This is a genomic window from Pseudomaricurvus sp. ABR4_320 (assembly GCF_056159445.1).
The window spans coordinates 109,201-121,876 of record NZ_JBSWVF010000004.1 but is presented as its reverse complement, the minus strand read 5'-3'; the positions used below and the strand labels follow the sequence as shown (position 1 = coordinate 121,876).

Here is a 12,676-nt window from a genome sequence, read left to right as displayed (position 1 = left end):
ATTTATCGGTGTTACGTTAAATGTTTGAGTCTGCGCTGCTGGGAAATAATGAGCAGGCGCCCTCTTCTGAAGCGGAAGACTGCTGCCGAAAGACAGAAAACAACTCTCGCCCCATACCATAACTGTGATCTTTCGCCGAATTTGCGAGCGGAATGCGGCTCGCCCACACGTCGGCATCAACCAACACATCGAGAGTTCCCGCATCAGCGTCCAGTTTGACCAGATCACCGGTCTGTACTTTCGCCAAAGGCCCCCCATCAGCACACTCAGGAGAAATATGAATCGCCGCCGGTACTTTGCCGGATGCGCCGGACATTCTTCCGTCTGTAACTAGGGCCACTTTGAAACCCCGATCCTGTAACACGCCCAGAGAGGGCGTTAACTTATGCAGCTCAGGCATGCCAATGGCTTTGGGTCCTTGATAGCGCAGTACCGCTACAAAATCCTGATCCAACTTGCCAGCTTTGAACGCGGCGACCATATCATCCTGGTCATCGAAAACGATCGCGGGTGCTTCCACCTGACGATGCTCAGGTGCAACGGCCGACACCTTGATCACTCCGCGACCAAGGTTTCCGTTAAGTACATGCAATCCGCCAGTGGCGCTAAAGGGCTTGCTGTAGCTCGACAAGACATCAGCGTCGAGAGATTCAGACGGAGACTCCTGCCAGGAAAGTACACCGTCGGTATACATCGGCTCCTGAGTGTATTGCTCCATGCCTCTGGCATCGCCGACAGTCAGAATATCACCGTGTAATAATCCACCGCTCAACAACTCACGAATCAACACGCCCATACCCCCGGCCGCTTGAAAGTGATTAATGTCCGCCTGACCGTTTGGATATATGCGTGTCAATAAAGGTACCGCTCTGGACAAGGTATCAAAGTCGTCCCAGTTGATGATGACACCTGCTGCCCGCGCAATGGCAACCAAGTGAATCGTATGGTTCGTCGACCCGCCAGTGGCCAGTAAGCCCACAATCGCATTAACGATGGCTTTTTCGTCAATCACCTTGCCAATAGGACGAAAATCACCCGCGGGATCCACAAATTTCAATACTTGTCGGGCAGCGGCCTTGGTCAGCTCGTCACGCAACGGCGTGTAGGGATTGATAAACGAACTGCCGGGCAGATGCAGCCCCATGATTTCAACCATCATCTGGTTGCTGTTGGCGGTGCCGTAAAACGTACAGGTGCCCGGACTGTGGTAGGACTTGGACTCAGCATCCAGCAACTCAGCACGCCCCACTTTGCCTTCCGCATAGAGCTGTCGAACACGAACTTTTTCTTTGTTGCTCATGCCTGTGGTCATTGGTCCTGCGGGGACAAAAACCGCAGGCAGATGTCCAAAGGTAAGAGCACCAATCAACAGACCAGGCACAATTTTATCGCAAACGCCCAAATAGAGAGCGCCATCAAACATGTCGTGGCTCAGTGCTACTGCCGTCGACATGGCAATGGCATCGCGACTGAAAAGTGACAGTTCCATGCCCGCCTGGCCCTGGGTTACCCCGTCACACATGGCGGGAACACCGCCGGCAAATTGCGCGACGCCACCGGCTTCTTTGGCGGCTGCTTTGATCAAATCCGGTGCATCTTTGTAAGGCTGATGCGCCGACAGCATATCGTTATAGGCGGACACAATACCGATATTACGGACCACATCACCGGCCAGAGATGCCTTGTCATCGGCATTACAAGCGGCAAACCCATGAGCCAGATTGCCGCAGGACAGGTGACCACGATTCGGTCCTTTATTCAGTGCTTCTTCCAAATGCTGTAGATACAGAGATCGCGACGCCTGACTCCGCTCGACGATCCGGTCAGTAACCTCTTTCAAAATGGGATGCATAAATCTTTCTCCAGGCAGGGCTCACGGTGCCCAATAAACATCAATATCTACAGCATCCTGTTGCAGCAGGATGCTGACCGGCATCAGGTTTTGATCGTCCGTTGATTTCGCCTGTTGGTAGACATCCCACTTGTCTTCACCGGTGATCAATAACACGGTCTTTTGGCTCTTCAGAATAGCCCATGGCGTCAGCGTCATACGCAATAAGTTATCCCCAGTCACTGGCGAGGGATGCGCTTCAATCGCTGCGCACAATTCTCTGGAAACCAAAGCATCATCCAAGCCAATGGCATTGGGAAACAGTGATGCGGTATGTCCATCCCCTCCCATACCCAATAGACAAAAGGTGAAGGGCTGCGGCAGAAGCGCATAGCGTTCACAGCACTCCGCAACGCCAGAAAACGGCGTGTCGGCCGTATTTTTCATGCCGATAAAACGAGCTGCAGAGGCATTTTTCACCAGCAGCGTTTCGCGAAGTAGCTTCTCATTACTCGCCGGGTCGTCAGTATCTCGCCAACGCTCATCCACCAGAGCAACCGATACCTGCTGCCAGGCTACATCGGCGGATGCCAGGCGTTGATACAACGGACCAGGGGTCGATCCGCCCGAGAGCAATAACGTTGCCTCTTTTTTGTCTTGCAGCGCAGCGTTCAGCTCACTGACACAACAGTCGTAGAGGGATTCCAATAAAGATTGACGGTCGTCGAATCGAAATTCATTAATCACGGTTGTTCCTGGACCTTGTTATCAATCGTCAGAACACGGAATACGCAACCTGAAATTACTTCAGGTCAAATAACGGCTCTGACCACTCGTAATAATTTCAGACTGCAAAACGGGTTGAGAAACCGAACCGGATAATCCGGAATAGCACGGGCACCTCCATCATTAAAAGCTACATAGTCTCCCTGCAACGTTCATCCGCTGTGACACAGATGAATACAAGAGTATATTGCCCCGATGGTCGCTGCCCCTTACATGGAGGGTGCTGCTGATCATTGTAGTAAAGATGTCGTCCAGCCACGGACGCAAATGAGCGAAGACGGTAGCGATCATTAGCGTCGCTAACTCAAACTTCAGATTTGCCAATGATGCTATTGTGCTTGATAAAACTGACAGCGAGATGACATTCACTGTGTTTTGTTTAAATTCCCACCATAAATAAGCGGTCACTGACTTTGGTATGTGAGTAAACCACATTTGTGGCTCTAGAGCAAAAAAACCCCTGTCTCAGCAGTCGCTTAGGTCAGAGTCATCCCTTATCCGACTCTGACTTTGCGCCTTGGCGCCTCCTCCGTCAACAGAGCCTCTAGAATGGTCTTTGACTTGCCCATACTCGCCAGCGATTGCTGTTCAGTCAGCACAGCCCGAAGCGTCTCGCGCGTGGTCAAGGGATTCGCCAGCACAACACGAAAAACGGTAATAACGTCGCCACCATAGGCTGGAGCGTCCACTCGTGTGCGAGATACGAATGTATTTCCGGCTGCTCTTTGCCCCTTTTGCAAACGCCTTATGACAACATCCAGCAACCGATTGATGGCGGACTGCTCCTCGGGAACAGCGTTACGAAGCCGCTCCTGAATCCCCGAGGGAACATAGCGATAACCAAGGATATTCAGCTCCGGCTTCACCACCAGTTCAAAGTCTGGGTGGTCGTCGATCAACCTGGCGAAATAACTGGCTTTTTCAATCCCCATATCGATCAGCAGCTCATAGCCTCGCCGACCAATAATGTTCAATCCCGCATGAACGAGCAACGCCATACCCGGGCGGGATCCTTCAAGGGTGTGGCTGCCCAGGTCCTTAGAACCTTTACGGATAATATATTCCGCATGGTGTTCGATACTCGACAGTAATTGAGGATCTTTGAACATCACCATGCCAGCCCCCATCGGCACATAAAATTGTTTATGTGCATCGACGGTAACGGAATCGGCCCGTTCAATACCACTGAGGCGTTTGCCATAACGGTCAGAAAATAAAGTGGCGCCACCCCAGGCTGCATCTACATGAAAATGGGCGCCGCACTCTGCCGCCAGATCCGCCAGTTCATTCAATGGATCAACACTGCCGGTTTCGGTTGCGCCAGCGATGCCCACGATACTGAGAATGCCATATCCTTCTTTCTGCAGCTGCTGGGCTTTCACCCGCATATTGGCGACACTGACGCGATAATTGGCATCCGTATCGATCGCGTGAAGGTTATCCCGGCCGATTCCCAAAAGATCGACCGCTTTCGCAAGTGAATAGTGCCCACGTCGTGAAACCAAAATGGCGAGCCCTTTCAGCCCGGACGCTTGTAGAGCACCGAACAGACCTTTGCGGGCAACCTGAGATTCACCCAAAAGACGATTGCGTGCAGCCCAGAGCGCCGTAATATTCGCCACCGTACCGCCAGAACAAAATGCACCCAGCGCATTTTCGGAGTCGTGCAGCCAGCGCCGATAAAACGCCGGCTGCTCGTCGTAAATCAGGTTGTGCAGCATGCCCAACACTTGTCGCTCCAGGGGTGTAAACGCCTTAGAGGTCTCTACCTTAACCAGGTTTTGATTCAACGCAGTCACAATTTTTGACAGCGGGAGCATGAAATACGGCAAGGCGGACGTCATATGGCCGATAAATCCCGGCGATGACGTGTGGACAGAATGAGCCACAAGGTGCTTGAGAATAAAATCTGTGTAGGCCGAAACGTAAAACGGTTGGTCCGGGATGTCAGCCGAGCTAAAAGCGGTTTCGATCTCTTGCAGATCCTTTTCCAGTGCGACGATATGCTCCTGGAGGAAACCGTCGAGATTACTGGAGATCGCCGCATCGATCTTCGCGAGCGTCGCACCGCTAGACTCAGGGATGGTAAATATGCGGTACAGGCTCTGCATATTGGCATGGGCCTGATAATCCAGACCTGCCGTATCTGCAAAGGATTCGATGGTGACCGGCCCAGAATTGTCCGTCATGCGCTGCACCCCATGTAAAAAGCGCCTCCCAGCTGTCTCCGTACCCGTCTATCGTATACGGACGAAAGGCGCGAGTTTACCGCGAAAACGTCGACAGCTGAACACAGCCTATGGGATAGCTCAAAAAAAGACCAGATTTGACGCGACCTTCTGCCGAGAAAACGCCCAAAAACGTCAACATTGGCGTCAAATCTTTATAGAACGAAGGACTACTCGATCTCAGGCAGCTTGGTTGCATAGGCCGCTGCCAGAAATGCCGCTATTGCCAGAACCAAAAGCAACACGGCGACGGGAACAATGGCGGTCAAAGCCCCCAAACCACCGCAGAGCAACAGCAGAAAGCCGATAAAGGTATTACCTATGGCGACGTAGGCTGTGCGCTTATTTCCTTGGGCCAAGTCGACCACATAGGTTTTGCGCCCAAGCCGCACACCATTGTGCGTGATAGCAAGGACAAAGAACGCCACCACAAATAACCATCCCGGCGCATTAGCCCAAACCATATCCAGAACAGCGACGGCGACACCTGAAGCCCCCGTCATCAACGCCGTGATCAGCAGTACTTTGCGACTGGAAACGTCAGCCAATCTTCCCCAAAACGGCCCACTCAGCAACCCTGCTGCCCCGGTGGCAATAACGAACAAACCGAGCAATGCAGAACTGTCAGAATGATCCTGCGCCAGGGCGACGTAGTAAGGCGCCGACAAGGCCGACGACAACAACAGCGAACGCACAACAATCAACGTGCGAAATGCTCTATCCTCAAACAACATTCGAAACTGTTTAACACCGCCAGAGAGAAGGCTACCCCCACCTTCTGTCGCGCCGGGATATTCCCGCACAAACGCGAAAGTGACTGCGGCGAGCAACCACATCAGGGCACCTAAACCCAGCAGCCAGAGGAACACAAGGTGCTTGTTCCCTTCTGGCCCCATTTCAGAAAAAGCCACCAAGGATCCGGCAATCAAGGTTACTAAACCAGCAGCTGACGCACTATAGCCTGTGACAATACCACGACGGGTTTTGGGGATGGTTTTACCGAGAACATCTTTCGATGCGATGGAGCAGAGCCCCCTCGCCAAACTAAAGCCAACCAGTGCAGTAATTAGGGCAACGCCTCCTGTAGCGCCATCAAGCGAGACAGCGATCAGAGCCATTGCGATAACGAAAACGGCTTGTAGGACACAGCCGACGACCCAAGCCCATTTGCGCACGGCTAGATGGCGGATTGGAGCAGCAATAAATGCCTGCGGCAGAAGCGAGCCAGACTCTCTGATGGGCACCAATAATCCAATCAACGCCGCCGGAGCCCCCATGGCACTCATTAGCCAGGGCAAGATGGTTTTCGCATCAATAAAGGCATCGCCAATTTTTGTCAGTAACGTCGACGTCAGCGTGAGGACAAAATTTCCAGGAACCACCTGACACGCTTGCTCTGAAATGCCTTTGCAAACTCGGGCATCGTCATCGCCAACCAAGCGTTCGTAAATCTCACCGAGTGCAGGCTTTTGGTGAAGAGCATCCGCCGCCGACGAACTTCCTACATCTTTCATACTGACCGTGTCCCTATCAAACTTTCCGATCGCACCTATCTTCCATTTTCACAGGCGTTCTATATCGACACACAAACAAATCAAAAAACTCTCAAGCTATCGAGCAGCTCTCCAAGTGACATACAGAGATCTAAGTGACCTGCAGCGATGCCCATTCTCTATTCCTATGCAGCCAAGTTTTTGCAAACTAGCGGGCAGGACACTGCTCCAATGGCCGCATAGAAGGAAATGCCAAATGCACAAACTGCGACAACGCCGATTGTCGTTCTGGATCCACATCGACACAAATTTTCGCGCGTGCACCTGCGGCCGATTTTTGCTTGACGGTAATCTGCGCCTCATCAACGTTCATATGCGTTAGCGCAGAGCGTAAAGAATCGAGCTGCACTGGCGTTTCGCTGATATAACACATACCAGAGAATTTCTCTCGTCCGCAATGTTTGCCAGCGGCAGTCGACAGGGAACTGCCCGACAACTCAGACAGTTGCGTATCATTTTTTTGGAAAATCGCTTTCTCCTGTTTCATAGGTTTCATATACCTGCTTTATCTATCTTGTACATTAGTGATGACACAGAATCTGTCTGGGAAATATCTCTGACTTTAGTCATTTTTAAGTCACACATTCGACGCGTATCGCACGGCAAAAATCAAAAAGCTTTAGACGCTAAGCGCATATCCAGACATTCTGCTTAGAAGAATTAATGCAATATAAGCGCCAGAATGACCACCACCTCACCTTCATCCGACAATCAACGGCTTAGGCGAACTGCTGACAGATAGCCCGCTCGGAGTCTCGAGTTCTTCCCGTAGAAATTACAAACTTTTGAAATTTCCACAGTGTTTATAAGTGCATTGGCCGCTCAAAAAAGCTAAAGGCTTGAATTTCCTGACGTTCACCAGCTGGAATTCGTTTTGCTTATAGAGGGTTAAATACCATCGCTTGCCTACCGTGATGACCCGAGAGGGTCGCAAACGCAAGCATAGCAGGAGAGGAGTCAATGACTGACAGCTATCAGACACAGAGCATTCTGAAAATCGGTGATAATTCCTACACCATTTACGATCTCAACAAACTTCCCAACGTAAATCTCGACCGCCTGCCCTACAGCCTGAAAATACTTCTCGAAAACCAGCTCAGAAAAGAGGATGGACGTCAGGTTACTCAGGCTGACATCGATGCGATCTGCCAGTGGCAGCCAGAAGCAATACCAACAGCAACCGTTAACTTCACACCGGCACGGGTAGTCCTTCAGGACTTTACCGGTGTGCCCGCCATTGTCGACTTGGCAGCCATGCGGGATGCGATCGTCAAATTGGGCGGCGACGCGGACCAAATTAATCCGCTAGAACCTGTCGACTTGGTCATCGACCACTCTGTTATGGTTGACCATTTCGGCACCCCCGACGCCATGCGACAAAACACGGATATCGAATTTGAACGCAACTACGAGCGCTACCGGTTTTTGCGTTGGGGTCAAAAAGCCTTTCAGAACTTTCGCGTAGTTCCCCCTGGCACGGGTATCGTGCATCAGGTGAATCTGGAATATTTGGCAGACGTTGTCACCCAGCGAGAGACTCATTCGGGGCAGCTACTGTATCCCGACACACTTGTTGGAACCGACTCCCACACAACCATGATCAACGGCTTGGGAGTCTTGGGCTGGGGTGTCGGAGGTATCGAGGCCGAAGCTGGCATGCTAGGTCAACCCGTCAGCATGCTGTTACCTCAAGTGGTCGGTTTCAAACTCAGAGGTAGCTTGCAAGAAGGCACCACGGCGACAGACTTAGTACTGACTGTCACCGAAATTCTACGGGCAAGGGGCGTAGTTGGTAAGTTTGTCGAATTCTATGGTGACGGACTCTCCAACCTGCCACTGGCAGACCGAGCCACCATTGCCAATATGGCGCCCGAATACGGGGCCACCTGCGGAATATTTCCGATCGATCAGGAAACCGTGCGCTATCTGCATTTAAGCGGTCGTGACGAAAAGCACATTCAAATGATTGAAGCCTACGCCCGTCACCAAGGCCTGTGGCGCGAGGATGGTGGCGCTGAGGCAGACTACTCTGATCATCTTGAACTCGACTTAAGCGACGTTGTTCCCAGTATCGCCGGCCCTAAACGGCCCCAGGACCGAATCCCTCTGCAGCAAGCACACTCGGCCTACCGAGAACATATGGAGTTGATGGGCACGCCGATTAGCGAAGACTCCGTAGACAGATTTGCCGGTGAGGGAGGACATACCGCCATCGGTGCCGATTCCGATAAAGAAGATATACAGACGCCCTACGACGCCACACCAGACGAGCGCCCACTGCGCAATGGTGACGTTGTTATTGCCGCAATCACCTCCTGCACCAATACATCCAATCCCGCCGTGATGATCGCCGCAGGTCTGGTGGCTCGTAAAGCCACTGAACTGGGGTTGACGACCAAACCTTGGGTAAAAACGTCACTGGCGCCAGGTTCTCAGGTTGTTCCCGGCTACTTGACTAACGCGGGCTTGCTTGAGCCTCTGGAAAAACTTGGTTTTGATGTCGTAGGATTCGGTTGCACCACGTGTATCGGTAATAGCGGGCCCCTGCCCGAGGAAGTCAGCGAAGAAATTAATGCTGGCGACTTGAACGTCTGCTCAGTTCTTTCTGGAAACCGCAACTTTGAAGGCCGCATACACCAAGAGGTCAAATCGAATTATCTAGCATCACCGCCGCTGGTCGTTCTCTATGCATTGGCCGGCTCTATGTTGATTGATGTGTTTAAGGACCCTATAGGTGTCAATGGCGAGGGCGATGCCATCTATCTTAAAGATCTGTGGCCTAGCCAGTCGGAAATCAATGAATTGGTAGCGAAGGCGATATCTGCCCCCTTGTACAAAGAACGGTATGCGGATGTCTTTCAAGGAACCGACGCCTGGCAACAGCTTCCTGTCGAAGAAGGCCAAACCTACAACTGGCCAGCATCAACCTACATTAACAACCCGCCCTACTTTGATGGGATGACCAGCGAGCCTAGCGCACTACAAGCGGTTACCGATGCCCGCTGTCTGGTGAAAGTTGGCGACTCCATCACCACCGACCATATTTCTCCGGCCGGAGCCATCAAGCCCGACAGCCCTGCGGGGCAATACCTGCAATCACAAGACGTTGAGCCGAAAGACTTCAACAGTCTCGGTTCACGACGAGGCAACCACGAAGTCATGATGCGCGGCACCTTCGCCAACACCCGCTTGCGAAATCAGTTGGCTCCAGGAACAGAAGGTGGGTATACGCGACTCCTCCCTGGAGATAAGGTGATGAGCATCTACGATGCTGCGATGACCTATGCCAAAGATCACATTCCGCTGGTCGTCCTTGCCGGTAAAGAATATGGAACGGGCTCCAGCCGCGACTGGGCGGCGAAAGGCACGAAACTTCTAGGCGTCCAGGTTGTGATTGCGGAGAGCTTCGAGCGCATCCACCGCTCAAATCTGGTCCAGTTCGGCGTACTACCGCTGCAGTTTGTGGATGGCGAATCTGTGGAAACGTTAGGATTATCCGGCGAGGAAACCTTCTCGTTCGATTCTGTCGATGAAGAGCCGGAAACGATATCGGTGACAGCAACCAATAGCGCGGGTGAAACCAAAACGTTCACGGCCAAAGTGAGAATTGATACTCCCGCGGAATGGGACTACTACCGACATGGCGGTATTTTGCAGTACGTTCTACGCAACCTCGCCGCACAAAAATAAACACTGCGGACGACTCGACAGCGAACAAGCTTGGAGACGCGAATAAATCATCACAGGGGCAGACGTCAATCGATCTGCCCTGTTTTGTCTCACTCAGCCTTGTTCCGCCAGAGCAGATTCCTGAAGAATTTTGTCGATGTAGGTGCAGCGGCTATTAACCGAATACCCGCTGCTCTGAGCCCACTGCAAACCTGCCTGCGCCAAATCTCTACCATGCCCCTGACCTCGCAATCGGTATGGAATATGGGTCGACGTAAACTCCACCGTTTGATCGCCAACAAAATGGTATTCCAGTTTACCGAGTTGGCCGTTTAAATTGAGGGTAAAGCAATGCTGCTCTGGTTGATGAACCACCCCGCTCATCATTCATACTCCACATCAGAAAATGTCAGTTACACCACCGATAATAGTCATAGCCCCAAACACGTTGCATAGATCACGCCTATTCCATAGCGCGTCAGCGTATTTGACGGACAGATCATTAACGAAACCGTAGACTCTAGGACAATGGGCTTCTCGCCCAAGGCGAAAGTTTTTGAAATGACCTTCGACTGCACTGGGTAAGACAATAAATCGCTGAGACTTATCTTAAGATTAGATGAAAAATTCGCCGAAATAGAAGTTCCCACAAAACAAATAAGGAATATAAAAACTGCATCACATTCCCCAAATCGCAGTGACATTTTTTTGTCACTTATTAGCGAAACCACCCGCCTGATTTGAGCAAACGTCACAAAACTGACAGGCAAGCAGGCGCCAGAAAATCAGAGCGACGAACTGAAAACATCTAATCCAGTAGATATTCCCTTCGACTGGATGATGCCAGTTCACGAGCGAGACGCCGACGAATTCTAGGCAGCAACAATATCGAACGCAGACTGTCTTTATGGTTGGTTTTGGCTAGGCTGGATGGCTGAAGATGGGTGAGCGCATTATCACGTCTTAATACAAAGGGTGGCAGCCCCTCTTTCAACAATAGAAAGCTCATTAACAAAGCCCCCGTTCGATGATTCCCTTCAACAAAGAGCTGTGGTTGACTCACTACGAATATGTAGATACCCGCAGCCAAATTCCAGGCATCAAAATGGCTGTGCATATCCAGCCATTCCATCAATCGCTCTATCCCTTCGCCAGGAGGGCCGTAAAAGTGTTCGCGGCTGTAATCGATGGCGTCATTCGCCTCTTCCCGAGCTTGGGTTGAAGTACCAAATAAAACCAGCGTATTTAACTCAAGAATATGGGATGAATTGCCTCTCGCCAACAGATCTGTCCCGACAGAATTCTCTCGATCGATAAATTGATAGCCCGCCATCAAGTTCTCAATAATTTGAGCGTTTAATGGCGCCCTGGGCTCATCCAACTGACGATTAATATCTTGAAACCCTTCCCGCAGAAGATTTAAATCGCGCTCTATCGCGGCCAAGTTGAGGCGAACGATAGGGCGATGCAAGCCTGTCGGGTTTTCGTGGGCAGGTTGAGCATCGGTCGCATGAACATCCACCGGTGTCTCTCGGTTAGATTGCTGCTCCGGCAATGACAAATTGGAACGTTTTTCAACGTTGAACGCCATAGTGCCCCGCCCTGTAGAGTGTGGTTTTTACTGTCTGATAACAACGCTTAGTATGGCAACTCCGACAGTATCCTCCAGGAAATCCTCAGCCCGCAACAAAAAAGGGCGGTCAAATGCCGCCCTATTTCCATCTAATGAGCAATCGGGCGCCTGCAACGAGGACAACCCCCAACGAAAAAAGCTCTTTAGCTGAATTCTCCAGACACGTACTGTTTGGTCAAATCCTGTTGCGGATTGTTAAATATTTGGTCAGTAGGTCCCATCTCGACCAAATGCCCAGTACGTCCACCACCAGAAATATCAACGCCGAAAAACGCGGTGGTATCGGCGACTCGTGTCGCCTGTTGCATATTGTGAGTCACAAGAGCTACGGTGTAGTTGTCCTTCAACTCGAGCATCAGTTCCTCGACCTGACGGGTCGCAATAGGGTCGAGCGCAGAACATGGCTCATCCATCAGAAGAACATCCGGTTCTGTGGCGATCGCGCGAGCGATACACAAACGCTGCTGCTGCCCACCGGAGAGACTTAGGCCGCTGGATTTCAGTTTGTCTTTAACCTCTTTCCAGAGCGCCGCTCGCTCCAGAGCTTTTTGAACACGCTCTTCAACATCGCCCTTAAAGCGGTTAAGTCGTAAGCCGAAAGCAATATTGTCATAGATGCTCATCGAGAACGGGTTTGGCTGTTGGAACACCATTCCGATGTACCGTCGTACCAGTACGGGATCCACGTTTTTGGCATAAATGTCACTTCCGTGATAAGTCACCTGCCCCTCAAAACGAAAACTGGGAATCAGATCGTTCATCCGGTTCAGAGATCTCAACACTGTACTCTTACCGCATCCGGAAGGTCCGATAAAGCCGGTAATTTTACCCTTCTCAATGGGGACATTACTGTCGCGAACGGCGAGAAAATCACCGTAATAGACTTTGTTCAGGCGGCAGTCGATAACGGCGTTGGTTTGCGCGTCCTGACTGGCTTCAAACGAATTGGTAGCTGCTTTCATCAGCATTTCCCCCG

The 12,676-nt window shown here is 51.4% G+C and carries 9 protein-coding genes; 1 reads left to right on the top strand and 8 read right to left on the bottom strand.

Going from position 1 to position 12,676, the window contains the following annotated elements; genetic code table 11:
* Positions 1-16: 16 nt before the first annotated feature.
* From edd to ACXAFR_RS09550, 5 genes are all read right to left on the bottom strand, one after another.
* Entirely contained in the window at positions 17-1,852 is a 1,836-nt protein-coding gene (edd, locus tag ACXAFR_RS09570; protein WP_475176052.1) for a phosphogluconate dehydratase, read from the bottom strand.
* 21 nt (positions 1,853-1,873) lie between these two features.
* Complete coding sequence (gene pgl, locus ACXAFR_RS09565) at positions 1,874-2,578, bottom strand: 6-phosphogluconolactonase (protein ID WP_475176051.1); 705 nt, start codon at positions 2,576-2,578, stop codon at positions 1,874-1,876.
* A gap of 533 nt (positions 2,579-3,111) precedes the next feature.
* The gene (gene panP / locus ACXAFR_RS09560) at positions 3,112-4,806 is read right to left on the bottom strand and encodes a pyridoxal-dependent aspartate 1-decarboxylase PanP (protein WP_475176049.1); all 1,695 of its coding nucleotides are present in this window, start codon (positions 4,804-4,806) and stop codon (positions 3,112-3,114) included.
* Between the two features lie 209 nt (positions 4,807-5,015).
* Positions 5,016-6,359, bottom strand: coding sequence for an MFS transporter (locus ACXAFR_RS09555; protein WP_475176048.1), 1,344 nt, complete (start codon positions 6,357-6,359; stop codon positions 5,016-5,018).
* 187 nt (positions 6,360-6,546) lie between these two features.
* A complete protein-coding gene (locus tag ACXAFR_RS09550) occupies positions 6,547-6,885 on the bottom strand; it encodes a hypothetical protein (RefSeq protein ID WP_475176046.1) in 339 nt (112 codons plus the stop codon).
* Between the two features lie 473 nt (positions 6,886-7,358).
* Here ACXAFR_RS09550 and acnA point away from each other — a divergent pair, with 473 nt between their 5' ends.
* Positions 7,359-10,088: an aconitate hydratase AcnA gene (gene acnA / locus ACXAFR_RS09545; RefSeq protein WP_475176044.1), complete on the top strand. Its 2,730-nt coding sequence runs from the start codon at positions 7,359-7,361 to the stop codon at positions 10,086-10,088.
* A gap of 93 nt (positions 10,089-10,181) precedes the next feature.
* On the opposite strand, the gene ACXAFR_RS09540 is transcribed toward acnA, so the two are convergent.
* The 3 genes from ACXAFR_RS09540 to pstB all read right to left on the bottom strand — a co-directional run bounded on the left by ACXAFR_RS09540 (position 10,182) and on the right by pstB (position 12,662).
* Positions 10,182-10,454 (bottom strand): GNAT family N-acetyltransferase, encoded by a 273-nt coding sequence (locus ACXAFR_RS09540; RefSeq protein ID WP_475176043.1) that lies wholly within the window; start codon positions 10,452-10,454, stop codon positions 10,182-10,184.
* A 421-nt stretch (positions 10,455-10,875) separates the two neighbouring features.
* Positions 10,876-11,658, bottom strand: a complete 783-nt coding sequence (locus ACXAFR_RS09535) for a Fic family protein (protein WP_475176041.1) — start codon at positions 11,656-11,658, stop codon at positions 10,876-10,878.
* 185 nt (positions 11,659-11,843) lie between these two features.
* A complete protein-coding gene (gene pstB, locus ACXAFR_RS09530; RefSeq protein ID WP_475176040.1) occupies positions 11,844-12,662 on the bottom strand; it encodes a phosphate ABC transporter ATP-binding protein PstB in 819 nt (272 codons plus the stop codon).
* Between the last annotated feature and the right edge of the window lie 14 nt (positions 12,663-12,676).

Excerpts from the sequence above, each read along its gene's own strand:
- edd (WP_475176052.1), bottom strand. The coding sequence starts at position 1,852 with ATGCATCCCATTTTGAAAGAGGTTACTGACCGGATCGTCGAGCGGAGT.
- ACXAFR_RS09540 (WP_475176043.1), bottom strand. The coding sequence starts at position 10,454 with ATGATGAGCGGGGTGGTTCATCAACCAGAGCAGCATTGCTTTACCCTC.
- panP (WP_475176049.1), bottom strand. The coding sequence starts at position 4,806 with ATGACGGACAATTCTGGGCCGGTCACCATCGAATCCTTTGCAGATACG.
- acnA (WP_475176044.1), top strand. The coding sequence starts at position 7,359 with ATGACTGACAGCTATCAGACACAGAGCATTCTGAAAATCGGTGATAAT.
- ACXAFR_RS09555 (WP_475176048.1), bottom strand. The coding sequence starts at position 6,359 with ATGAAAGATGTAGGAAGTTCGTCGGCGGCGGATGCTCTTCACCAAAAG.
- ACXAFR_RS09535 (WP_475176041.1), bottom strand. The coding sequence starts at position 11,658 with ATGGCGTTCAACGTTGAAAAACGTTCCAATTTGTCATTGCCGGAGCAG.
- ACXAFR_RS09550 (WP_475176046.1), bottom strand. The coding sequence starts at position 6,885 with ATGAAACAGGAGAAAGCGATTTTCCAAAAAAATGATACGCAACTGTCT.
- pstB (WP_475176040.1), bottom strand. The coding sequence starts at position 12,662 with ATGAAAGCAGCTACCAATTCGTTTGAAGCCAGTCAGGACGCGCAAACC.